The following is a 21,961-nucleotide window of genomic DNA, read 5'->3' as shown; positions in this document are numbered from 1 at the left end:
TGACCCCGGCCAGGATGCGCACTCACCCATCACCCGCCGACCAGCACCACCCGGAACACAGCCACCGCACTGGAGAGCACCTCATGCGCGCAACCCTCATGTACGGCGCCGGCGACGTCCGCGTCGAGAACCTCCCCGACTCCGCCGTCAAGCTGCCCACCGACGCCCTGGTCCGGATCACCGCCTCCTGCATCTGCGGCAGCGACCTGTGGCCGTACGCCTCGATGAAGCCCGAGGACGGGCCCGCCCGGATGGGCCACGAGTTCATCGGCATCGTCGAGGACACCGGCTCCGAGGTGACCACCGTCAAGCCCGGCGACCTGGTCGTCGCCCCCTTCGCCATCTCCGACAACACCTGCGAGTTCTGCCGTGAGGGCCTGCACACCTCGTGCGCCCACGCCCAGGCCAACTTCTGGGACACCGAGCCGGAAGAGGGCTGCCAGGCCGAAGCGGTCCGCGTCCCGCTCGCCGACGGCACCCTCGTCAAGCTCCCCGTTACCGCCGACTCGGCCCTCATCCCCTCCCTGCTGACGCTCTCGGACGTCCTCGGCACCGGCCACCACGCCGCCGTCGCGGGCGGTGTCGACGAGCGCACCCGGGTGACCGTGATCGGGGACGGCGCGGTCGGCCTGCTGGCCGTGCTCTCGGCCAAGCGCCTGGGCGCCGAACAGATCATCCTCATGGGACGCCATCACGCGCGCACCGGCCTCGGCCGCGAGTTCGGCGCCACCGATGTCGTCTCGGCCCGGGGCGAGGAGGGCATCGCCGCGGTCCGCGACCTGACCGGCGGGCACGGCACTCACGTGGTCCTGGAGGCCGTCGGCAACATGCCCGCCTACGAGCAGGCCCTCGGTGTCGTCCGCCCCGGCGGCGTGATCAGCCGCGTCGGAGTGCCCCAGTACGAGGAGGCACCGATCGGCTTCGGCAGCCTGTTCCGCCACAACATCCGCCTGGCCGGTGGACCCGCGCCGGTCCGTGCCTACATCGAGGAGCTGATGCCCGACATCCTCGACGGCAGGATCGAGCCGGGGAAGGTCTTCGACACCACCACCGACCTCGACGGCGTCCCGGCCGGCTACCAGGACATGGCCGACCGCAGGAGCCTGAAGGTCCTCATCAGGCCCTGACCCCACGGCTGCCCATCCGGGCGTGTGGATCCCGTCGGTCACGGTTGGTAGCCTCCCGGGATGACTGCGATCTTCGACGAAGTCGTCCGCGCCCGGCTGCAAGCCCCCAACATCTGGTACGTCGGCACCGTGTTCGCCGACGGTGCACCGCAGGTCAGCCCGATGTGGGTGGACCTGGAGGGCGAGGGGGAGCTGACGTTCAACACCTCCGTGGGCCGGGTGAAGGAGGAGAATCTGCGCCGTGACCCCCGCGTCTATCTCTCGCACGCCGACTCCACCGATCCCTTCGACCGAGTACAGATCAGTGGCGTGGTGACCCGCTTCATCGAGGGCGAGGAGGCGCACGAGCGGATGGACCGGCTGGCCCGCAAGTACCTGGGCAGCGAGCGCTTCGAGTGGATCATGCCGGGAGAGCAGCGGGTCGCCGTGATCGTGCGCCCGGTCAAGGTGCGGCACATCGTCGGGGTGGAGCGGTTCCGGCCCGGCGGCCCGGTCCCTGCTCCCTGACCGGCACGGCCGGGCTGCGGGCGCCCTGCCGCAGAAGTACGGCTCTCACGGTGGTCACCTGAACGGTCGGCCCGGCATGCGAGGGCCGCAGAGATGCGGTCCAGTGACCAAGGCAGGTGCCCCTCCGCAGTAAAGGCGACGGTCACATGGCTGACAAGCCCGCAATCGTCCTGGTCCATGGTTTCTGGGGCGGTGCCGCCCACTGGGCGAAGGTCATCACCGAGCTCCACCGTCGTGGCTTCGGCTCACTGCACGCGGTCGAGAATCCGCTGACATCACTGGCCGACGACGCGGAACGCACCCGCAAGATGGTCCGGCAGATCGACGGGCCGGTGGTGCTGGTCGGCCACTCCTACGGCGGCGCGGTCATCACCGAGGCCGGTGACCTGCCCAACGTCGGCGGACTCGTCTACATCGCCGCGTTCGCCCCGGACGCCGGCGAGAGCCCCGGGCAGATCAGCCAGGAGAAGCCCCCGGCGGCCTTCGAGAACATCGTCCCCGACTCCGACGGCTACCTGTGGATCAAGCAGGACAAGTTCCACGAGAGCTTCGCCCAGGACCTGTCGGCGGAGGAGGCGCTGGTGATGGCGGTGACGCAGAAGGCACCGCTGGGGTCGACTTTCGGCGACAACGTCACCGCTCCGGCCTGGCGGGTCAAGCCCTCCTGGTACCAGGTCTCCACCGCCGACCGCATGATCCATCCGGACAACGAGCGCCGCATGGCGCAGCGTATGAACCCCCGCAGGACCATCGAACTGGATGCCGGCCACGCTTCACTGGCCTCCCAGCCCGGCCCGGTGACCGACCTCATCGAAGAAGCCGCCGGCGCGGTCACCTGACCGCCGGCAGGGACCTCGGCCGGGGATCGGCATGGCGCAGGCCGCCTGAGCGGCCTCGCCCACCAGTCGCATGGCTTCGCCGGGGCGGGCGGTGGGAGCCTGGAGGTGCGGGTAGCCACCAGACGTGCTCACCCAGGGGCCATGGGGCTCCGGAGGGGAGGCAAGGGTGCCGACACAACCGCTCTACGAGGAATGGGTGGCGGCCCTGGTCTACGACGCCACAGCCGCACCCTCCCTCCACAACGCGCAGCCTTGGCGATTCCGCTATTTTCGGGGCGGCCGTACCTTCCATCTGCGCTCGGACCCCGCACGAGCCGTGACACACACCGACCCTCACGGCCGCGCCCTCCACATCGGCTGCGGCGCCGCCCTGATGAACCTGCGAGTCGCGGCCGTGCACGGCGGCTGGTATCCGCAGACCCGGCTGCTGCCGGACTCACGCGACACCGAACTGCTCGCTTCGGTGCGACTGACGGCCCTGGGCGGCAGCGGGAGCGAGATCGGCATGCTGTACCCGGCCATACGCAGGCGGCATACGAGCCGGTTCCCGTTCGAGGAGACGGAGATACCCGAAGCCGTACTGGCTGCTCTGGCAGACGCTGCTCACGCCGAGGGCGCCTCGCTGACCTGTCCGACAGGGTGGCACCTGGACGAAGTGCTGGAGCTGGCCCAGGAGGCCGAAGCACGCAACATCACCGATCGCGCCAGGGCCGAGGACCTGGCGCAATGGACCCATGGTGGTGTCCCGTTCGCGGACACGGCGACGGCAGGGGTCCCGCACTACGCCTTCGGCCCGCACAAGCTGGGTGGGAAGGCCCCGGTACGCGACTTCGCCGGCGACCACCCGGTGGCCGGCCGCTCCGCCGCCGAGTTCGAGCAGCACCCCCACCTCGCCCTGCTCAGCACGGCCCACGACCGCCCACAGGACTGGCTGCGCGCGGGACAGGCGATGGAACGCGTCCTGCTGCTGGCCACCCTGCAAGGGCTGTCCAGCTCCTTCGTCACCCAAGCCCTGGAATGGGCCGACCTGCGCTGGCCCCTGCGTGATCCTATGACGGGCACCGGGCATGTGCAGATGGTGCTGCGACTCGGATACGGCCCTCCAGGCCCCGCGACACCACGGCGACCGGTGCGTGAGGTGCTGGACATCGAGGAGGGGACACCGGAGTCGTGAGCAAGCACGCCCGTAGTGCTGCACGGTGGAAGACCGCTGGTGGACGTCACCGCGGTGCGCCGGCCGGCCCCTCCGGAGGCATCGGCTCACCGACGCTCCGGGGTTGGCCGTGCCCACGGACGCGACCCGCGGCGATGCGGGCGAGTTGCTCGTCGGCTCCTCGCCCGTGGAGCAGCGGTTGCCGCGGGTCCCAGGTGGTGCCGTCGCGCTGGTCCTTCCGGCGGCGCGCGATCGCCGAGAGCGCTTCGAGGACGACACGGTTGCCCAGCAGTGCGGTGACGTCGGCGTGGTCGAAGGGCGGTGCGACCTCCACCAGGTCGAGACCGACCACGGGGAGTTCATAGCAGAGGCGTCGTACGGCGTCGAGCAGTTGGCGCGGGGACAGGCCGCCGGGTTCCGGAGTGCCGGTGCCCGGCGCGGAACCCGGGTCGACGACATCGACGTCGATGGAGAGGAACACGCCCACGCAGTCGTCGACGGCGATGCCGGCCGCCTCGGTGAGGCATTCGTCGAGACCTCGCTCGACGATCTCGGTCATCTCGAAGGAGCGGAGCCCGTGCTCCGCCATCCACTCCAGGACCGGCTCGTCGGGCCAGTAGCCGCGAAGCCCGACCTGGAGGAAACGGTCACCGCGCAGAGCGCCGGACTCGATCAGCCGGCGCATCGGCGTGCCGTGGGCGACGAGGGATCCGAACTGGATGTCGGCGGTGTCCGCGTGGGCATCGAAGTGGATCATCGACACCTTGCCGAAACCGAAGTGTCTGGCGACCCCCGTATGGTCGGGCCAGGCGATGGTGTGGTCACCGCCGAGAACGACCGGGACGGCCCCGGAGGACGCGATTGTGAACACCGCCGATTCGATCCCCCGAACCGACTGGGCCATGTCCCCGCTGTAGACGGCGACGTCGCCGGCGTCGTACACCTTGAGGTCCTTCAGCGCGTCGACCCGCAGGGCAAGGCTGGGGCGCGAGCCGTCCTGGGGGAGATAGCACGCCTGACGGATGGCGGATGGTCCGAATCGGGCGCCGGAACGGTAGGTGGTACCACCGTCCAGGGGTGCTCCGAGGATCACGACGTCCGCGTCGGCGTGAGTGGCCGGGTCGTCGAGATCGCAGGCGTCCACCCCCAGGAACGTGATGTGCGGGCCGAAGACGGTGAGCGGCGGGTTGGGCACGGGGGCGCCTTCCGGTGCAGGTGTCTTGTCAGGAAGGTATGCCGGAAAGCAGACGGTGCAGGCGTTGCCCCGCGAGTCGGCGTCTTCGTTTCACCCGACCCGGCAGTGCCGGCGCCGCGACGAGCGGCAGCGTCGGCGCGATGGCGCGGGCGGGGCCGGCCGACGGCCCGCGCCCGGCCCGCCGCCGGCGTGGCGGTGATCCGCCTACTGCCAGTCGAGGCGCCCGTCGATCACGTTTGGCGCAGTGTCGTTCCCGAAGCCCCGCCCCTCGCACAGCGCGTCGGCGACCTCGGTCAGGTAGGCGGCGAACGTCCACTCCCCCGGGTCCGGGAGTTCGGCTTCGGCGTACCCGCCGAGCAGCCCGTAGCCCTGGCCGGGGGTGCAGTCGACGAAGCTGCCGTAGAAGCCGTCCGGGTCGATGGTGGTGATCGGCAGATACCGCTGCCCGGGCTCGTCGACCAGGCGCTCGGCCGCGACCGGGCCCTCGAACCACAGCCCCAGGTTCTCAAGGGGGCCGATCCCTTCACCAGCGGGCAGGAAATACCCGGTCGGCTGGGGGGCGTCGCGGGAGGTGGGCCAGTCGAAGTCCGAGGCCGGACCGGTGCCGTTGCGCACCAGGTAGAAGGCGCGCACATCGGCCGGGACCGTCAGGTCGAGCTCCTGCTCCAGTGAGCGGACGTCGCCCTCCGTCGCGGGCGCGGGCAGGCCCTGGAAGGTGCGGGGTGCGTGCTCCTTCAGCCACGTCTCGATCCGCGCCCAGGCGACGAGGGTTTGTTCGGCCCGTTTCTGATCACCGGTCATGTCCCGGACCATAGCGGTGGGGTACGACACCGGCCGCAGGCTCGCCGGCTCGCCTGCCGACGGGCAGCGGCCGCTGGTGAACGCCGTCATCGGAGTGCCGGCCGGGCGGCGGACGCCCGCCGCCCGGGCTTCAGGTGGTCAGGACATGGCGTATTCGCTGACGACGTCCACGACCCAGGTGACACCGAACCGGTCGTTCAGCATGCCGTAGAGGGGCGCCCACTGCGCCGGTCCCAGCGGCCGCAGGACGGTGGCACCGTCGGAGAGCCCGTCCCAGTAGGCGGTGACCTCCTCGGCCGTCTCGCCGCGGAGCGAGACGAAGTACGCGTTCTCGCCCCGGTTCCACGGCATGTGCGAGGGCACGTCGTAGCCCATCACGTGGAAACCGCTGCCGGCGGTCACCTGGCCCCACATCACCTGGTCCGCCTCGGACGGGTCCTGGACGTTTCCGGCGTCCTTGTAGGTGACCAGGGCCACGTCCCCGCCGAAAACGGACTGGTAGAAGGTGAGTGCCGCGCGGGCGTCTCCCCGGAAGTTCAGGTGGGTCACGGCTTTGACGGACATGGTCGGTTTCCTGTCTCTCGATTCGTCTTCTCCGGGGCCGTCTCGCGCATTCCGGTCCGACGGCCCACAGGACGTGCCTGCCGCAGGACCGGCTGTACCGGCGCTGCGCGGTGACCACAGTCGCAACGGAAGCGGCCAGGTCGTGACCGCTTCTCGGGGCAGGATGGCGACCATGCAGAAGACTTCAGTCCGGCTGCTCTCGTTGCTCTCGCTGCTGCAGGCCCGCCGGGACTGGCCGGGCGCGCTGCTGGCCGAGCGTCTGGACGTCAGCCCGCGCACCGTGCGCCGTGACGTCGACCGGTTGCGCGAACTCGGCTACCCCGTCGTGGCGACCAAGGGCCCCGACGGCGGGTACCGACTCGACGCCGGCACGGAACTGCCGCCGTTGCTGTTCGACGACGAGCAGGCCGTCGCCCTCGCCGTCGCCCTGCAGACCGCCACCACCACCGGTGTCGGCATCGAGGAGGCCGCGGCGCGCGCGTTGATCACCGTCCGGCAGGTCATGCCCGCACGGCTGCGCCGACGGATCGACACGCTCCGGGTCACCGCCGTCGAGCGGCCCGCGACCCGGCCGGAGCCGCAAGCCGACAGCAGCGTGCTCGTGGCGCTCGGTGCCGCCGTCCACGCCCGCGAGGTGCTGCGCTTCGACTACGCCCCCGCACCGCCGCCGGGCCCCGCCGACGACGACCGCGCCGAACCCCTGCCGCGGCGGGTGCAGCCCCATCACCTCGTCACCTGGGGCGGGCGCTGGTACCTCGTGGCCTGGGACCTCGACCGCGAGGACTGGCGCATCTTCCGTGCCGATCGGATCACCCCGCGCATCCCCACCGGGCCCCGGTTCACCCCGCGCGAACTGCCCGGAGGGGAGGTGGCCGCCTTCGTGACGGGCAGGTTCCGGGGCTCCGACGGGCCCGGCGACTGGCCTTGCCGCGGGGAGGTGATCATCGACCTTCCCGCCGGCACCGTGTCCCGCCATGCCCACGACGCAGTCGTCGAGGAACTCGGCCCGGACCGCTGCCGGGTCGTCATCGGCTCGTGGTCATGGCCCGCACTGGCGGCCACCATCGGCAGGTTCGACGCCGACATCGAGGTCGTGGGCCCGGCCGGCCTCAAGGAAGCCTTCGCGCACCTGGCCCACCGCTTCGCCCATGCCGCGGCCGGCGCGCCGATCGCCCCGTGATCCTGGCAACGATCCCCGGAGGCTGACGCTTCAGGGGCAGCGGAAGGCCCGCAGCCGCCAGACTGACCGCAGGCCCGCCTCGTATCCCCCGTCGAGGCGGGCTTTCGTCTGTCAGCCCCAGTCGCAGCCGGTGCCGTCGTTGTCGCGGTCGAGGTGGCTGCCGTAGCCGGGGTCGCCGCGGTGGACGGGTGCGGCACCTGCGGCTCGGGCGGCGGCGCAGTTCTCGTAGTACACGCTGCCGCCTCCGCCGCTGTCGTCGCTGCCGCCTCCACCGACGCTGCTGTCGTAGGCGGGTTGAGCGGTGACGGTCTCCGTGACCTTGACTTCCACGGTCTCCGTGACGGTCGGCGCCGGCTTGGGCTCGGTCGTGGCCGTCGCGGTGGCGGTGGCGGTGGCGGTGACGGTCACGGTGGGCTGCGGCTCGGCCGCGGCCGGCTCGGCATCGCCCTTGGGCTGGCTGTCGCTGGCGCCGGCCCCGATCCCGAGGAAGAAGGCCAGGCCGAGTGCGGGCAGGACGTAGCGTTTCCGGGCCCACTTCGGCGCGGGCCGTCCTGCTGCCGGCGCTATGTACGGGTTGGTCATGTCGCCCCCCTTGTTGATCGTTGAAGCGACGACGGTAGTCCTTTCGTGAAGGAAATGTGAAGCTCGGGTGGGTGGGCGTCACCCGTTCGTGACGACGAAGACGCTCTTGCCACTGCAGCACGCCGGCCTTCTGCCGGAACCGTACGAGACGGATCTTGGCGCCGAGCTCACCCACCACTTGCCGGCAACTGCCCACCCGGACGTCGCCTGCCCGTCGTCGGGACACAGCATCGGCTGGACCGCCTGCTACGACGGAGCGGACACGCTGCCGCTGACCCACAAGGCCTGGGGCGGTGTCGGCAACTGAAATGACCTCCGGGTGGCTGGCGTGTTCACGGCGACAGAAAGGCTGGCAGATCCTCCACGACTGCCGCCCTCAAGGCGACGGCGTACACCACGCCATGCATGGCCCGGCGGATCCACCGTGCGGATACGGCTCAGGCCCATCAGGCCATGGCCGATCTGGAGGCACAATTCACCGGAGACGCAACACGACGAGCGTCCTCAGTGTGCGGAGATGGATCCAGGCAGCGGCCGAGGGTGCGATCGACCAGTGCCCTCCTCCCAGCAACGACACCAGCCCTTGATGGCGTGCAGCGCTATCCGTGCGCTCCGCCCACCGACGTCGCTGTGCGGACCAGTGCCGCAGTCGCCCTGGAGCGGGACTGCTGGGGCCAGGCGATCGACAAGGTGGCCGGGGGTGCGTCCGGGACCTCGCGGTACGCGATGCCCGGGCGCGGGTATCGGGTGCACACGGATTCCGGGAGCAGGGTGACGACGTCTCCGAGTTCGACGAGCTTGAGGAGTTGGGCGAGGTCCTGGATCGCGTACCGGTCGACGATCGCGTCGAGGTGGCGGGCCAGGCATCCCTGAGTGTCGTGCTCGGTGCGCGGGAGACCGAGGTCGGCGAGAGCGATGCGGTCCCTGGCGGCCAGCGGGTGGCTGGCCGGGAGAGCGGCCAGGCGGCGTTCGACAGTCACCGGCTCCGTGTCGAGGCCGGTGCGGTCGAACGGTTCGTAGATCAGGGCCGCGTCGGCTTCGCCCCGGCGCAGCAGGCTGGGCTGGTCGCGCCAGCCGGAGAGGCGGATCGTGACCGGCTCGGCCGCGGGTTCGGCGGCGTACCGGGCGAGGATGGACTCAAGCAAGCCCCCGTCGCCGTCGGCCTTCACGGCGAGAACCAGCTTCGGCCCGGCCGCGCGTTGCGCCCGTCGCCCGGCCGCCTGCAGGGCGTCCAGCGCGGTCCGCGCCTCCGCGAGCAGTACGGTGCCGGCCGGAGTCAGCGTAACGCTGTGCGTGGTGCGTTCGAAGAGGGTGATGCCCAGCTCCGCTTCGAGGTTGCGGATGGCGCGCGACAGGGGCGGGGCGGAGATGCCGAGGCGTTCTGCCGCGCGGGCGAAGTTGAGTTCTTCGGCGACGGCGACGAAATAGCGCAGCGGGCGTGACTCCACGGCCTGGCACCTCCATCTGGTATGTCCCTGAGGGTAACAATCGGGATCCCTGCGATCCTTCCGTATCGCCGGGCCGGATCAGATGCTTCTTCCATGATTGTCATCACCACTCCCACCGGCCGGATCGGCCGACAGGTCCTCGACGCCCTGCTCGACGGCGAGCAGCCGGTCCGCGTGATAGCCCGTGACCCTTCCCGGCTTTCCGCCCGGGCGCGCGAGCGGGCCGACGTCGTCCCCGGCTCGCACGGCGACCGCGATGTCGTCATGGAGGCGTTCGCGGGCGCGGACAGCGTGTTCTGGCTGGTGCCGCCGGACTCCCGGACGGACAGCGTCGAAGGCCACTACCTGAACTGGACGCGTCCCGCGTGCGAGGCGATCACCCGTCACGGCGTCAAGCGCGTCGTCGCGGTATCGACCCTGGGCACCGGGATCGAGAAGAACGCCGGGCACCTGACGGCGTCCGTGGCCAAGGACGAGCTGATCAAGTCCACGGGGGTGAGCTTCCGGGCGCTGCGGGCGGCGGCCTTCATGGAGAACCTGCTCGGGCAGGTCGAGGCGATCAGGAACCAGGGCACGTTCTTCCTCCCGTCCGTGGCGGACCGGGTGCTCGCGACGATCGCCACCCGCGACATCGCCGCGACGGCCGCGCGGCTGCTGCTCGACGACTCCTGGAGCGGGCAGGACGGCGTCCCGCTGGTCAGCCCCGACCGTATCTCCCCCGACGACATGGCTCGGATCATGTCCGAGGTGCTGGAGCGTCCGGTCCGCTGCCAACATGTCCCCCTCGACGCGTACAAGGAGTCGGCTCTGGGCCACGGGGCCAGCGAGGCCTGGGCACAGGGCCTGGTCGACATGGCCGCGGCCCAGATCGACGGCGCGTACGACGCCGAGCACCACTCCGCGCAGCCCTCCCCGACCGGATTCCGCCAGTGGTGCGAAGAGGTGCTCAGGCCGGCTGTTCTGGCCTGACGGGGCGTTGGTCCGGGCGACACCGCACGGTTCCCTCTCACGTCCGCTCACGTCCGCGCCGCAACGCACCGGTGAAGGGCTCGCCGCCGTCAGCGACACCGCCGGCGAGGAGTCGCCCAGCCCGGCGTCCATGTCCCGGCGTCGTCGTGACCGGCCGTCGCGGCGGCGAGGTGGGCGCGGAGGGTGGCCAGGGCCGGGTGGGGGTTGTCGCGGTGCCAGAGGAGCGAGTGCGGGTAGACGGGCGTCGGGTCGGTCACCGGGATGCGGCGCAGACCGTGCCCGGCGGGCCAGACGAGGCGGGTCTGCGCGCCCATGAAGGTGGCCAGGGCCGGGGTGTCGGCGATGGTGTCGAGGAGCGCGTCCGAGCCGAAGTTGGGGCCGGTCGCCTCGATGGTGAGGCCGAACTCGGCGACGAGATCGTCGTAGTAGGCGGCCCACTCGGTGCCGGGGACGACGCCGGGCATCCAGATCCGGTGCCCGACGAGCTGTGCGACGGTCACCGACCGGGCAAAGGCCAGCGCGTGGCCGGGACCGGTGAGGAGCTGGAGCGGCTCGTCGAGCACCCGGACGGAGGCGATGTCGTCGGGAAGGGGCCGGCCGGGCGCGGCGACGGCGCGGAAGGAAGCGTCGATCTCACCGGACCGGATGGCGGCGACGGCCGTCTCGATGTCGAACAGCATCATCACGTCGAGGTCGATCTCGGGGTGCGCGCGGTGGAATCCGCGCATCAGACCCGAAGGCGCGACGCGCGAGGCGATCACGTCGACGCGTAGTGGACGACGGCCGGTGCGCACGGACGCGGCCGCGCGCTCGGCGACGCGCAGCAGCTCCCGCGCGTGGGGCAGGAACGCCTGCCCGTCGATGGTGAGCCGGGCGCCGCGCGGCGTGCGGGTGAACAGCCGCACGCCGAGGTTGCGTTCCAGCGCTGCGATGCGCTTGGAGACGGCCTGCTGGGTGACGGCCAGCTCGGCGGCGGCTTCCTGGAACTGCCCCGCGTCGGCGACGGCGACGAAGGTCCGGACGGTGTCGATGTCCACACCGACACTCTACCGGCCACAACCAATGGTTGTGGCTGACGGCCAAGTGGTTGTTTGATCCCCGGTCTTGGTGCTCGCTTTGATGCCTCCGGTCGCGGATCGGTTGTGCGAGTCGAATAGCGAGGGGCGTCGGGCATGAAGAGCGGGGACCGGCTGGGGCATCTGCTCGGGCGTCGGCTGGGGCGTCGGCTGGGGCGGCAGTTCGGGTGGCTCTGGGCCGCCCATGGAACCAGCGCGCTCGGCACCTGGCTCGCCTTCGGGGCCTTCCCGCTGATCGCCATCCAGGTGCTGGACGCCGGACCGGCCGAGGTCGCCGCGCTCTCCTCCGTGGGGGCCGCGGTGGGCGCGGCCGTGGCGGTGCCGCTCGGCCCGTGGGTGGAGTTCCGCCGCAAGCGGCCGGTGCTCATCGCGATGGACCTGATGCGGTGCGCGGCTCTGCTGACGATCCCCGGCGCCTTCGCGCTCGGCGTGCTCACCTTCCTCCAGCTCCTACTGGTCTCGGCCGTCGTCGCGGCGGCCGACATCACCTTCCGCGCGGCCTCCGGCGCGTATCTGAAGACGCTGCTGCCGGCCGAGGACCTGCTCGTCGCCAATGCCCGGTTCGAGTCCACGGCCTGGACGACCACGATCATCGGGCCGCCGCTGGGCGGCGCGGCGACCGGGCTCCTCGGTCCGGTGGCGACGGTGGTGGCCGACGCGGTCAGCTATCTGCTCTCGGCCCTGGGCATCAGGGCGACGGGCGGGCACGAGCGGCGGCCCGAGGCTCGGGAGGCCGCGCGCTTGCGGCCCGGGGACCTGCTCGACGGCTGGCGGTACATCCTCACCGACGCGACGCTGCGTCCGCTGTTCTTCAACACCGCCTTGTTCAACGGCCTGGTGATGGCCGCGCAGCCGCTGCTGGCCGTCCTGATGCTCGACCGACTCGGGTTCGCACCGTGGCAGTACGGCCTCGCCTTCGCCGCGCCCTCCATTGCCGGGTTGCTCGGCTCGCGGCTGGCCCGACCGCTGGTCACGCGGTTCGGGCAGCACCGGGTCCTGGTCGTGGCCGGCGCGCTGCGCGCGATCTGGCCCGTCGGCCTGGCCCTCATGGGCCCCGGCACCGGAGGGCTGCTGCTGGTGACGGGCGTCGAGTTCGGGCTCATCTTCTGCTGCGGGGTCTTCAACCCCGTCTCCGCCACCTGTCGCCTCGAGCGCACCGCGGGCGACCGGGTCACCCGCACACTGACCGCTTGGGCGGTGACGACCAAGGCCTCGACCGCACTGCTCACGGCCGTCTGGGGTGTGCTGGGCAGCCTGCTCGGCCCGCGCACGGCCATCGGCCTGGCCGGCCTGCTCCTGCTGGCCACACCGCTCCTGCTGCCCCGCCGCACACCGGCTCCGCAGCCGGACCCGGAGGCGGCCCCCATCCGTACCTGAGGCACCCGAGGTGCGACGCCAGGCGAGCACCTGCCGGCCGCACAGGCATGACGCCGACCGGTTTTCGCGCATGGGGTCCCGGCGCCGAGTGCGTGGGGGATCATGAACCATGCGCCCGGATGACTGGCACCTCACCGAAGACGTCGAAGACTTTCTCGCCCGAGCCGGAGACTTCCTGCGCTCACGCCCCGCCCTCCACACCACGCCGTTGTCGGTGACCGACAAGCTGCGCACACTCGGGGCGGACGCATACGGCGGCCGCTTCCCCGTCCTCGGGCGACTGGAGCGGGACGGCGAGGTCCACGCCACGTTCTACCGCTTCCCGTCCCGCGGCCTGAACGTCACCTCGCTCACCGCGCAGCAGGCCGATGCCCTCGCCGCCCACCTGGTCGCCCTGGGGCATTCCCTTCCCTCCGTCACCGCGGACCAGAGCACCGCCGCCGCCTTCGCACAGGCCTGGCAGCGGCACACGGGCGCCACGCCGACGCCACGCGTTCGGCTCCACCTGTACCGCCTGGGCACACTCACCCCGCCGGAGCCGGTCCCAGCGGGCCGGGGTCGTCTCGTGGGCGAGCAGGACCATGAGCACCTGATGCGCTGGTGCCGTGAGTTCGCCTCGGACGTCGGGGAGGACGTCACCATCGACGCCGCATCCTGGGCCGGCACACGTTTCGCCGAGAAGCGCTATACGTTCTGGGAGACACCGGACGGCACACCCGTCTCCATGGCGGGCGTGAACCCCATGGTCGGCGGCCAGGCCCGAGTGGACCCCGTCTACACCCCGGCCCATCTCCGCGGCCGCGGCTACGCGGGCGCAGTGACGGTCGAGGTGAGCCGGGCCGCGCTGGCCGCGGGCGCCAAGGAGGTCGTGCTGTACACGAACGCGGCCAACCCCACCAGCAACGCCCTCTACCAGCGCATCGGATACCGCCGGGTCACCGACTTCGTCGTCTACGACTTCACGTATCCCACACCGGAGGCCGGTTAGGGCGTTCGGGTGCGGTCGCGTTGGCCAGAGTAAAGGCGAGCCGCGAAGAGGTCTAGACCCCAGAGGCCTTACCTCTCGTGAAGCCGTGTCTCATCATCATGAGTTGGCGAAGTCAGTAATGGTATGTACCTGACACGGAGGCCTCATGGACAGACGCACCCGTACGCTCGCCACCGCCGGCGCATGCTTCGCGATCGCCATCATGCCGCTCGGAAGTCCGCCGGCCGCCGCCGTGACGGATGCGGCGACGGATGCCGCGGCCCCCGCCGTGTCCACGCTGCCGCCGGTCTCACCGACCCCCCAGTCCCTCACCCCCGCGGGTCGCGACGCCGTCGTGACCGGCAGGGTGATCGTCGTGGCCGGCGAGGGCACGGACGCCGGCGCCCGCGCCCGCCTCGTCCGGGAGTTGACGGCACACGGCGCCGACCGGGTGGACATCGTCTCCCCCGGCGAGCAACCCAGGGCCGCCGCCGGTCTGCTCACCGTGCGGCTCGGCCCCGCCACGCGCGCCGACATCGCGGCGGCACTCGGGGACACACAGGTGCCGGACCGTGCCGAGGGCTACGCCCTGCGCGTCACGGCAGGGAGGCAGGGCGCGCAGATCGCCCTCGCGGGCAAGGACCCCGCGGGCCAGTTCTACGCCGTGCAGACCCTGCGCCAGCTGTTCGCCCGTCAGGGCGACGACGGCTGGAAAGTGGCGGGCGTGCAGATCAGTGACTTCCCGTCGATGCCGCTGCGGGGCACGATCGAGGGCTTCTACGGGCAACCGTGGACGCACGCCGAGCGCCTGGACCAGATGGACTTCTACGGCGACGTCAAGGCCAACACCTACATCTACGCGCCCAAGGACGACCCCTACCACCGGGGCAAGTGGCGCGAGCCCTACCCGGCGGACAAGCTGGCGGAGCTGGGCGAGCTGGTGAGACGGGCCACGGCGAACCACGTGCGTTTCACCTTCGCCGTCTCCCCCGGGGAGTCGATCTGCTACTCCGATCCGGCCGACCGCAAGGCCCTCAAGGCCAAGCTCCAGGCCCTGTACGACCTGGGGACCCGAGCCTTCTCCATACCGCTCGACGACATCAGCTACACCCGCTGGAACTGCGAGAGCGACAGGTCGGCGTTCGGCGAACCCGGTCGCGGAGCGGCCGCGAGGGCGCAGGTCGACCTGCTCAACGACGTGCAGCGCACCTTCATCGCCACCCACGAGGGCGCACAGCCGCTGCAGATGGTGCCCACCGAGTACGGCGACCTCACCGACACCGCCTACAAGCAGACCCTGCGGGGCACCCTGGACCCGGCGGTCGAGGTCATGTGGACCGGCACGGACGTCGTACCGCCGAAGATCAGCAACGAAGAGGCCGACAAGGCGTCGGCACTCTTCGGCCGCAAGGTCTTCGTCTGGGACAACTACCCGGTCAACGACTTCGGCAACACCAGCGGGCGGCTGCTGCTCGCGCCGTACGACAAGCGCGAGGCCGGCCTGTCGGCACATCTCTCCGGCATCGTGGCCAACCCCATGAACCAGCCGTACGCCAGCAAGGTCGCCGTCTTCGGCACCGCGGACTTCACCTGGAACGACCGCGCGTACGACGCGAGGACGAGCTGGCCGCGTGCCATGGCCTACCTCGCGGGCGGCGACCGCGAGGCCACCGACGCCCTGCTCGTCTTCGGCGACCTCGAACACCTGGCCCCGACCTTCGGCGCCACCCCCTGGCAGCCCCAGGCGCCCGAACTCGCCCGACGTGTGGCGGAGTTCTGGACCTCATGGGACGACGGAAACCGCACCGGGGCCGTCAGGGCCCTGCGCGCCTACGCGACCGCCGTCGAACGGGCACCGGCCACCATCCGCGGCGGAGCCGTGGAGACGGGTTTCACGGTGGACGCGGATCCCTGGCTGGACGCCACCGAGTTGTGGGGCAGGGCGATGGTGACGATGCTCGACGCGCTCGCGGCACGGCAGGGCGGGGACAAGGAGACGGCGGACCGGTTGCTGGCCGAATCGAATGACCTGCAACAGCGGGCCCGCGCCGTGCGGGTCGACCCCCCGCGCAACTCCTGGGGCAAGGCCCAGCCCAGGGTCGGTGACGGAGTGCTCGACTCCTTCCTCGTCCAGGCCGACGTCCGGCTACGGCTGTGGGACGCCGCAGGAGGCGGGGAGAACCTGGCCCTGAAGGGCACCGCGTCCGCGTCCAGCGTGGAGCAGAACCTCGACCGGCTGGCCGCCCGTCACGTCAACGACGGTCTGATGGGCACCCGCTGGGCATCGGGCTACTCGGACGACGCGTGGGTGCAGGTCAGGCTCGCCGCACCCGCGAAGGTCGCGGCGGTGACCCTCGCATGGGAGGGCGCCTGCGCGACGGAGTACACCGTCCAGACCTCCCGGGACGGTGTGAACTGGAGGGACGTCTCCGCACAACGCCCGGACGGCTGCGGCACCGACGTCGTCCGGCTCACCGCCGACGAGGCCGTGCAGTACGTCCGTATGCAGGGAGTCGAGCGGCGGACGACCTGGGGCTATTCGATCTACGAGATGGGCGTCTACGGAGCTCCCGCGTCCTGACGCCGGCGCGCTCGGCGACGGGCGAAGCGGGACGTGTACGGTCGCGGCTGCGCGCCGTGTGCCGCCTAGCTGCTGCGGATTACGGGCGAATGGTGAAGGGCCCGCACCATGCCGTGGGGTCGATGCGGTGCGACCGGGTCGGTTGCCCACCCAAGGCGGGCAACCGACCCGAGTTCAGGGCGGCACTCCGACGTCAGCGGGCATGCCGCGCCGCTCGCCACGTGTTTGGATCGCTCATGCCGTCGTGCTCGCCCCGCTCTCGTCCAGCCGTTAAGCAGTTATGGATCGATTGCTTCAAAAGCGCGGCAGGCCACTGACGCGCCCGGCGGAGCCGGATGCGCCTACGGCGGCGATCAGGCAAATCTCTTTGCGGAAAACGCAAAGCACAGGCACAGTGAACACGTGAGCGATGATCTCGAGGCGGTGCTGGCCTCCGTCGGGCCACGGCTGCGCGCGTTGCGCCGTCGCCGCGGCATCACCCTGACCGCTCTCTCGGAGACCACCGGCATTCCGATCAGCACTCTGTCCCGGCTGGAGTCGGGGCACCGCAGGCCGGGCCTGGAACTACTGCTGCCCCTGGCGAGGGTCTATCAGGTCCCGGTGGACGAGCTGATCGGCGCTCCCGCCGACCTCGACCCCCGGGTGCATCCGCGGCCCTTCACCCGGAACGGCATGACCGTCGTGCCGCTGACCCGCAAACCCGGAGGGTTGCAGGCGTTCAAGCACATCCTGCCCGCCGGCCTGACCGACGGCCGCGAACCCGACCCGCGCTCGCACGAGGGCTATCACTGGCTGTACGTCCTGCGCGGCCGCCTGCGCGTCGTGCTCGGCGACAAGGACTTCATCCTCGCCGAGGGTGAAGTCGCCGAGTTCGACACCCACCTCCCGCACTGGTTCGGCAACGCCGACGAACACTCCGTGGAATTCCTCAGCATCCTCGGCCCCCAGGGCGAACGCGTCCACATCAGGGCCCGCTACCGCCCCGATCACCCCGATCCCCTCTGAACGACTCCGCAGGCAGGCACCCGTCCCCCTGGGCCCGGCGGCGCCCCGACGGCAGAGGGCGTAGTCGACGCGCGGGACGCGGTCAGCCGGTGGTCGTGCGAGGGGCACCGGGGGCGGAGCGGTGCCGGTCCACGATGCCCTCGACGATCCTCATCAGCCGGTCCCCCGTCTGATCAATGCTTCCGTTCTGCGTGCTGACCTGCGCACCTTCGAGTACGAAGGTGATCTCGGCCGCGGCCTGCTCGGGGTCGGGCAGCCCGGCCTCGGCGCACATGCCGACCAGTCTGCGGGTCTGGTGGGCCTTGTGCTCCTCGATCACCCGCCTCGCCGGATGCGAACGGTCGGGCAGCTCGGCGATGGAGTTGATGAAGGGGCAGCCCCGGTACGAGATCGCCGGCAATCCCTCGGCGATGAAACGGGCAAGGCCCAGGATCTGCTCCCTGGGCCGGCCGGGGTGTTCGGCCTCGACCCGGTCGAAGGCCGCCTGGTATTCGGCGGCGACGATCCGCAGCCACTCCGCGACCAGCGCGTCCTTGGCCTCGAAGTGCCGGTAGATCGCCATTTTGGTGGTTTCGGCCCGCTCGGCGATCGCCTGGACACCCACCCGCCGGATCCCCTCGCGCTGGAAGAGCTCTTCCGCCGCGTCGAGGATGCGCTCACGAGGCGGCAGTTTCGCCACCCTGCTGGGCCTTCCGGCGGTCGATGCCATGACTACTCCGTGACGTCCGGTCCGTTCGGGGCCCTCTCACCCCCTGCTACGGTACCAGTCCGTCCCGGACGATACCGTTGGGTATCGTCCGGAACTCAACGGTATCTTTCTTTGCGCTGGGAGTGAGAGTGAGAATTTCCGAGTACGTGCGCTTCGACGCGGTCGGGCTCGCGGAGCTGGTGGCCAAGGGCGAAGTGACCCCGGGCGAGCTGGAGACAGCCGCACGCGAGGCCGCGCAAGCGGTCAATCCGCAGATCAACGCCATCGTGGAGACATGGCCGGCCGACGACGCGCCCGAGCCCGGACGCACGCCGCTGGCCGGGGTCCCCTTCCTGATCAAGGACATCGGGGTCTCCATGGCCGGGAGGCGCATGGAGCTGGGCAGCCGTCTCGCGGCCGGCCACGTCGCCCGCGCCGACTCCTCCCTGATGCTGCGCTTCCGTCGCGCCGGCCTCGTGACCTTCGGGCGTACCGCGACACCGGAGATGGCCTACAGCAACACGACGGAACCGGTGCTGTACGGCGCGACCCGCAACCCGTGGGACCTGGAGCGGAGCGCGGGCGGATCCAGTGGGGGCGCGGGCGCGGCTGTCGCCGCCGGGGTGGTCCCGGTCGCCCACGCCACCGACGCCGCCGGCTCGATCCGCATCCCCGCCGCCTACAACGGCCTCTTCGGGTTGAAGCCGACCCGTGGCCGGGTCTCCATGGGTCCTTATGCCGACGAGGTCTTCAACGGGCTGGCCGTGCAGGGCAGTGTGAGCCGCACCGTACGGGACAGTGCGGTACTGCTCGACCAGATCCGCGGTCCGGAACCGGGTGACCCCTACTTCGCCCAGGAGCCGTCCCGCCCGTACGCGGAGGAAGTCACGCGCGACCCGGGCTCGCTGCGGATCGGTGTCCTCACGCACGCATGGGGCGGGCACCGCACCACCGCCCCCGTGGCCGACGCCCTGTCCCACACCGTGCGTCTGCTCGAATCCCTCGGCCACCAGGTGGAGGAGGTCGAGGTCGATCTCGGGGTCGACTGGGAGGAGTTCGTCCTGGCCGGCGCTCGTCAGTGGACGGCCAATCTCACGGCCTCGGTCGACGAGCTGGCTGCCGCCCTCGACCGGCCCGTCGACTCCTCGACCCTCGAACCGCTCACCCTCGCCAGCTACCGCTACGGGCAGCAGGTCAGCGGCGCCCAGTTCGTCACCGCGCTCGAGGTCCGGAACCGGGTCGCCCGAAGCCTGGCACGGTACTTCGACGCTCACGACATGCTGCTCACCCCGACCATGCCGGAGCTGCCCGTGCCATTGGGCACCCATGCCGAGGGCGCGGAGGCGCTGGACGGCCTCGGCTGGCTGCGCCGCCTGTTCGACCTCTCGCCGTTCACCACGGCGTTCAACGTGGCGGGCACGCCCGCCATGTCCGTGCCCGTGACGGCCGACGCCGGGACGGGTCTCCCGATCGGTATGCAGTTCGCTGCCGGTTACGGGCTCGAAGGCCGTCTCTTCCGGCTCGCCGGTCAACTCGAACAGGCGAGCCCCTGGTCGGACCGGACCCCCACGGTGTGGGCGGGCAACCACCCACGCCACTGAGGGGGACCAGGGCGCACGTGGTCAGCGGGGTTCGAGCCGGGCGTGCAGGAGGCAGAATTCGTTGCCTTCCGGGTCGGCCAGGACGTGCCAGTTCTCGGCGCCGGTCTGGCCGACGTCGACGGGCTTGGCCCCGAGGGCGAGCAGCCGCTCCAGCTCGGCGTCCTGGTCGCGGTCGGTGGCGTTGACGTCGATGTGCAGCCGGAGCTTCCCGGTGCGCGGGGCGCTGCTGGGGCTGAGGACGAGGGTGGGCTGCAGGCCGCCGAAGCCGACGCCGGGCGGCCCGATCTCGATGCTTCCGTCGTCCTCCCGGCCGAGTTCGACGTAGCCGAGGACCTCGCTCCAGAATGCGGCGAGCCGGTCGGGGTCGGCTGCGTCGATGACCAGTTCACTGATGCGGCATGCCATGCGCGTCAGTGTACGGAGACGACCCGGGCTCCGGCCCCCGATTATTCCGCCGCGGATGGCCCCGGCCGGCAGGCCACCGGTGCGGCCCTGTGCCGGACCCCGGCACAGGGCCGCACCGGCACCCGCGTCACTCGGTGCCGGAGGCGGAACCCGGCCGCTCGCGGTACGCGTCGACGACGGCGCGCTCCAGGACTGCGGTCTCCTCCAGGACAGTGCCCTTCGCTCCCGCGTCTCCGTCCTCGGTGAGGTAGCTGCGCTCACCCAGGTAGGTCAGGTCCTCGCGGTCGAAGACCCATTCGGTGGCGGTGGACGCCCTCTCGTCGACGCGGCGGATGCCGAACCCGTGCCGCCCCGCCGAGTCCACCGCGTCCGCATCCCGTGTCACCCCGGGGATCTTCGCCGCAGCCCGGTACAGGGCAGCGGCGTTGCGCGGCGGCATGACCGTCTCCGCGAGGAGTTCTCCGATGGTGTCGAAGACGGCCTGGGCCTCTTCCTGACCGTCCGCCGGCTCGGTCAGCGCGTACAGCCGCTCCAGCAGGACGTCGGGATCGGTGGGCAGGGAAGCCAGCCAGTTGTAGGTGGGACGGTCGATGCCCGCCGGGACCCCCTTCGAACCGGGCGGCACCAGTTCGCTGATCGGGAAATAGTCACCGTTCTCGTGGATCAGGCCCACCGTCTTCGCCGGGGCGGCCGACTGCGACATCCACACCTCGCGCTGGTGCGGCTTCCCCGGTTCGAAGGAGCCGTCCGGCCGGCCCTCCGCGGCTGCCGTCAGGCTCTTCACATACACCAACTGGTCGTCGCGCACCGGCGTGGCCTCGCTCTTCGCGGCGACGTCGGCGACCTGTTCGAGCAGGACCACCGCAGTGTTCCCGCGGGGCGTGTCAGCGGTGCCGGTGCCGGTGTGCGTGGTGAGCGTGACGGCGAGTGTGCCGGCCAGGGCAGTGGCCGCGAGGGGCATCCACAGCGCCGGGCGGAGCAGCCGCCGGCGCGGGGCCGGTTCGTGCTGCGGAGCGGGGGCAGTGTGCTGGTCTTGGTCGATGAGCTGCATCAGACGGTCCTTGTGATGGGAGTGCCGGTCCGCAGCGAGGTCCCGGGCGGGTGGGGGCGGTAGCAGCCGGAGCAACTCGTCGTACTCCGCCTTGTCGTGCCGGGCGCCCACCGCGCCCCCGCTCTCGTGTCGGGCCCGGGCGGGCCCGGAACCGGTGGCGGTCATCGGGATGCCTCCGTGATCTGCTGGATCGGCAGAGCCGCGAACGCGGTCTCATCCGACTGCTCTCCGCGACGGCGCTGCGGTTCCGTATGTGCCGTCGCGTTTTCCGCCCGTTCGTCCGCCAACTGCTGATCGGTCAGCCGACGCAGTCTGGCCCGCGCCCGGGACAACCGCGAACGCACGGTCCCGACCGGGACGCCCAGGGCCTGCGCGGCCTCGGGATAGCCCAGGCCGGACCACACGCACAACGCCAGCACCTCCCTCTCCGTACGCCGCAGCCGGCCGAAGACCCGACGGACGGCGGCCAGGCGGCGGGCGTCGTCGATGCGGCCGGCGGTCTCCTCGGCGAAGTCCGCGACCGGCTCCACTGCGGGACGGCGGGCCAGGAAGGCCAGGCGCCGGCCGGTGCCCCGGTTGGCGTTGCGGGCCTTGTTGGTCGCGATCCCCAGCAGCCACGGTTTCAACGAGCCGCGGTCAGGATCGAGCTGTTCACGGCCCCGCCAGGCGTCGAGGAAGGTGTCCCCCATCACCTCCTCGGCCGTCGACCAGTCACCGGTCAGCCGGTACGCGTAGTTGTAGACGGTGCGCGCGTACTCCTCGTACAGCTCCGCGAAGGCCTCCGGGTCGCCCGCCCGGATCCGCGCGCGCAAACACTCACTCATGTCGTTCACACCTCACACCCT

At 71.2% G+C, this 21,961-nt stretch carries 22 protein-coding genes and 1 pseudogene; 13 read left to right on the top strand and 10 right to left on the bottom strand.

Annotated elements, in window-relative coordinates:
• The first annotated feature begins 83 nt into the window (after positions 1–83).
• The 4 genes from H0H10_RS36855 to H0H10_RS36840 all read left to right on the top strand — a co-directional run bounded on the left by H0H10_RS36855 (position 84) and on the right by H0H10_RS36840 (position 3,647).
• The gene (locus H0H10_RS36855; protein ID WP_188185554.1) at positions 84–1,127 is read left to right on the top strand and encodes a zinc-dependent alcohol dehydrogenase family protein; all 1,044 of its coding nucleotides are present in this window, start codon (positions 84–86) and stop codon (positions 1,125–1,127) included.
• 60 nt (positions 1,128–1,187) lie between these two features.
• Positions 1,188–1,634, top strand: coding sequence for a TIGR03618 family F420-dependent PPOX class oxidoreductase (locus H0H10_RS36850; protein WP_188185553.1), 447 nt, complete (start codon positions 1,188–1,190; stop codon positions 1,632–1,634).
• 146 nt (positions 1,635–1,780) lie between these two features.
• Entirely contained in the window at positions 1,781–2,473 is a 693-nt protein-coding gene (locus H0H10_RS36845; RefSeq protein WP_188185552.1) for an alpha/beta hydrolase, read from the top strand.
• Between the two features lie 166 nt (positions 2,474–2,639).
• Positions 2,640–3,647: an Acg family FMN-binding oxidoreductase gene (locus H0H10_RS36840; RefSeq protein ID WP_309141983.1), complete on the top strand. Its 1,008-nt coding sequence runs from the start codon at positions 2,640–2,642 to the stop codon at positions 3,645–3,647.
• Positions 3,648–3,693: 46 nt separating this feature from the next.
• Here H0H10_RS36840 and speB read toward each other — a convergent pair whose 3' ends face one another.
• The 3 genes from speB to H0H10_RS36825 form a co-directional block, all read right to left on the bottom strand.
• Entirely contained in the window at positions 3,694–4,821 is a 1,128-nt protein-coding gene (gene speB / locus H0H10_RS36835; RefSeq protein ID WP_188185551.1) for an agmatinase, read from the bottom strand.
• A 204-nt stretch (positions 4,822–5,025) separates the two neighbouring features.
• A complete protein-coding gene (locus H0H10_RS36830; RefSeq protein ID WP_188185550.1) occupies positions 5,026–5,622 on the bottom strand; it encodes an SMI1/KNR4 family protein in 597 nt (198 codons plus the stop codon).
• 138 nt (positions 5,623–5,760) lie between these two features.
• Complete coding sequence (locus tag H0H10_RS36825; protein WP_188185549.1) at positions 5,761–6,186, bottom strand: VOC family protein; 426 nt, start codon at positions 6,184–6,186, stop codon at positions 5,761–5,763.
• A gap of 172 nt (positions 6,187–6,358) precedes the next feature.
• Here H0H10_RS36825 and H0H10_RS36820 point away from each other — a divergent pair, with 172 nt between their 5' ends.
• Positions 6,359–7,366, top strand: coding sequence for a helix-turn-helix transcriptional regulator (locus H0H10_RS36820; RefSeq protein ID WP_188185548.1), 1,008 nt, complete (start codon positions 6,359–6,361; stop codon positions 7,364–7,366).
• Between the two features lie 111 nt (positions 7,367–7,477).
• Here the strand turns inward: H0H10_RS36820 and H0H10_RS36815 are convergent, their stop codons facing one another.
• Positions 7,478–7,948: an excalibur calcium-binding domain-containing protein gene (locus H0H10_RS36815; protein ID WP_188185547.1), complete on the bottom strand. Its 471-nt coding sequence runs from the start codon at positions 7,946–7,948 to the stop codon at positions 7,478–7,480.
• Between the two features lie 106 nt (positions 7,949–8,054).
• Between H0H10_RS36815 and H0H10_RS36810 the strand changes: the two genes are divergently transcribed.
• Positions 8,055–8,255, top strand: coding sequence for a hypothetical protein (locus H0H10_RS36810; RefSeq protein WP_188185546.1), 201 nt, complete (start codon positions 8,055–8,057; stop codon positions 8,253–8,255).
• 292 nt (positions 8,256–8,547) lie between these two features.
• Here H0H10_RS36810 and H0H10_RS36805 read toward each other — a convergent pair whose 3' ends face one another.
• Positions 8,548–9,396, bottom strand: a complete 849-nt coding sequence (locus H0H10_RS36805; RefSeq protein ID WP_188185545.1) for a LysR family transcriptional regulator — start codon at positions 9,394–9,396, stop codon at positions 8,548–8,550.
• 93 nt (positions 9,397–9,489) lie between these two features.
• Here H0H10_RS36805 and H0H10_RS36800 point away from each other — a divergent pair, with 93 nt between their 5' ends.
• Positions 9,490–10,365, top strand: a complete 876-nt coding sequence (locus H0H10_RS36800; protein WP_188185544.1) for an NAD(P)H-binding protein — start codon at positions 9,490–9,492, stop codon at positions 10,363–10,365.
• Between the two features lie 89 nt (positions 10,366–10,454).
• On the opposite strand, the gene H0H10_RS36795 is transcribed toward H0H10_RS36800, so the two are convergent.
• Positions 10,455–11,402 (bottom strand): LysR family transcriptional regulator, encoded by a 948-nt coding sequence (locus H0H10_RS36795; protein WP_188185543.1) that lies wholly within the window; start codon positions 11,400–11,402, stop codon positions 10,455–10,457.
• A 135-nt stretch (positions 11,403–11,537) separates the two neighbouring features.
• Between H0H10_RS36795 and H0H10_RS36790 the strand changes: the two genes are divergently transcribed.
• The 5 genes and pseudogenes from H0H10_RS36790 to H0H10_RS36775 all read left to right on the top strand — a co-directional run bounded on the left by H0H10_RS36790 (position 11,538) and on the right by H0H10_RS36775 (position 17,371).
• Positions 11,538–12,818 (top strand): MFS transporter, encoded by a 1,281-nt coding sequence (locus tag H0H10_RS36790; protein ID WP_188185542.1) that lies wholly within the window; start codon positions 11,538–11,540, stop codon positions 12,816–12,818.
• 109 nt (positions 12,819–12,927) lie between these two features.
• Positions 12,928–13,806, top strand: coding sequence for a GNAT family N-acetyltransferase (locus H0H10_RS36785; protein WP_188185541.1), 879 nt, complete (start codon positions 12,928–12,930; stop codon positions 13,804–13,806).
• Between the two features lie 202 nt (positions 13,807–14,008).
• Positions 14,009–15,934: pseudogene (locus tag H0H10_RS36780) on the top strand (glycoside hydrolase family 84 protein); the annotation flags it as partial.
• 3 nt (positions 15,935–15,937) lie between these two features.
• Entirely contained in the window at positions 15,938–16,366 is a 429-nt protein-coding gene (locus H0H10_RS41370; protein ID WP_373566964.1) for a discoidin domain-containing protein, read from the top strand.
• Positions 16,367–16,768: 402 nt separating this feature from the next.
• Positions 16,769–17,371 (top strand): XRE family transcriptional regulator, encoded by a 603-nt coding sequence (locus H0H10_RS36775; RefSeq protein WP_188185539.1) that lies wholly within the window; start codon positions 16,769–16,771, stop codon positions 17,369–17,371.
• 82 nt (positions 17,372–17,453) lie between these two features.
• Here H0H10_RS36775 and H0H10_RS36770 read toward each other — a convergent pair whose 3' ends face one another.
• Positions 17,454–18,080: a TetR/AcrR family transcriptional regulator gene (locus tag H0H10_RS36770; RefSeq protein WP_188185538.1), complete on the bottom strand. Its 627-nt coding sequence runs from the start codon at positions 18,078–18,080 to the stop codon at positions 17,454–17,456.
• A 128-nt stretch (positions 18,081–18,208) separates the two neighbouring features.
• Between H0H10_RS36770 and H0H10_RS36765 the strand changes: the two genes are divergently transcribed.
• A complete protein-coding gene (locus H0H10_RS36765) occupies positions 18,209–19,660 on the top strand; it encodes an amidase (protein ID WP_188185537.1) in 1,452 nt (483 codons plus the stop codon).
• A gap of 21 nt (positions 19,661–19,681) precedes the next feature.
• Here H0H10_RS36765 and H0H10_RS36760 read toward each other — a convergent pair whose 3' ends face one another.
• The 3 genes from H0H10_RS36760 to H0H10_RS36750 form a co-directional block, all read right to left on the bottom strand.
• A complete protein-coding gene (locus H0H10_RS36760) occupies positions 19,682–20,065 on the bottom strand; it encodes a VOC family protein (protein ID WP_188185536.1) in 384 nt (127 codons plus the stop codon).
• 127 nt (positions 20,066–20,192) lie between these two features.
• Positions 20,193–21,281 (bottom strand): CU044_5270 family protein, encoded by a 1,089-nt coding sequence (locus H0H10_RS36755; protein WP_188185535.1) that lies wholly within the window; start codon positions 21,279–21,281, stop codon positions 20,193–20,195.
• Positions 21,278–21,940, bottom strand: coding sequence for an RNA polymerase sigma factor (locus H0H10_RS36750; protein WP_188185534.1), 663 nt, complete (start codon positions 21,938–21,940; stop codon positions 21,278–21,280). The genes H0H10_RS36755 and H0H10_RS36750 overlap by 4 nt, the downstream gene beginning before the upstream one ends.
• Positions 21,941–21,961 lie beyond the last annotated feature (21 nt).

This window comes from Streptomyces griseicoloratus, from assembly GCF_014534645.1.
GTDB classification, from domain to species: Bacteria; Actinomycetota; Actinomycetes; order Streptomycetales; family Streptomycetaceae; genus Streptomyces; species Streptomyces griseicoloratus.
The sequence above is the reverse complement of the archived record's forward strand: the minus strand, read 5'-3'. Positions and strand labels throughout refer to the sequence as shown.

Coding starts and splice junctions, on each gene's coding strand:
- H0H10_RS36855 (WP_188185554.1), top strand. CDS start 84: ATGCGCGCAACCCTCATGTACGGCGCCGGCGACGTCCGCGTCGAGAAC.
- H0H10_RS36850 (WP_188185553.1), top strand. CDS start 1,188: ATGACTGCGATCTTCGACGAAGTCGTCCGCGCCCGGCTGCAAGCCCCC.
- H0H10_RS36845 (WP_188185552.1), top strand. CDS start 1,781: ATGGCTGACAAGCCCGCAATCGTCCTGGTCCATGGTTTCTGGGGCGGT.
- H0H10_RS36830 (WP_188185550.1), bottom strand. CDS start 5,622: ATGACCGGTGATCAGAAACGGGCCGAACAAACCCTCGTCGCCTGGGCG.
- H0H10_RS36825 (WP_188185549.1), bottom strand. CDS start 6,186: ATGTCCGTCAAAGCCGTGACCCACCTGAACTTCCGGGGAGACGCCCGC.
- H0H10_RS36820 (WP_188185548.1), top strand. CDS start 6,359: ATGCAGAAGACTTCAGTCCGGCTGCTCTCGTTGCTCTCGCTGCTGCAG.
- H0H10_RS36815 (WP_188185547.1), bottom strand. CDS start 7,948: ATGACCAACCCGTACATAGCGCCGGCAGCAGGACGGCCCGCGCCGAAG.
- H0H10_RS36800 (WP_188185544.1), top strand. CDS start 9,490: ATGATTGTCATCACCACTCCCACCGGCCGGATCGGCCGACAGGTCCTC.
- H0H10_RS36790 (WP_188185542.1), top strand. CDS start 11,538: ATGAAGAGCGGGGACCGGCTGGGGCATCTGCTCGGGCGTCGGCTGGGG.
- H0H10_RS36785 (WP_188185541.1), top strand. CDS start 12,928: ATGCGCCCGGATGACTGGCACCTCACCGAAGACGTCGAAGACTTTCTC.
- H0H10_RS36770 (WP_188185538.1), bottom strand. CDS start 18,080: ATGGCATCGACCGCCGGAAGGCCCAGCAGGGTGGCGAAACTGCCGCCT.
- H0H10_RS36760 (WP_188185536.1), bottom strand. CDS start 20,065: ATGGCATGCCGCATCAGTGAACTGGTCATCGACGCAGCCGACCCCGAC.
- H0H10_RS36755 (WP_188185535.1), bottom strand. CDS start 21,281: ATGACCGCCACCGGTTCCGGGCCCGCCCGGGCCCGACACGAGAGCGGG.
- H0H10_RS36750 (WP_188185534.1), bottom strand. CDS start 21,940: ATGAGTGAGTGTTTGCGCGCGCGGATCCGGGCGGGCGACCCGGAGGCC.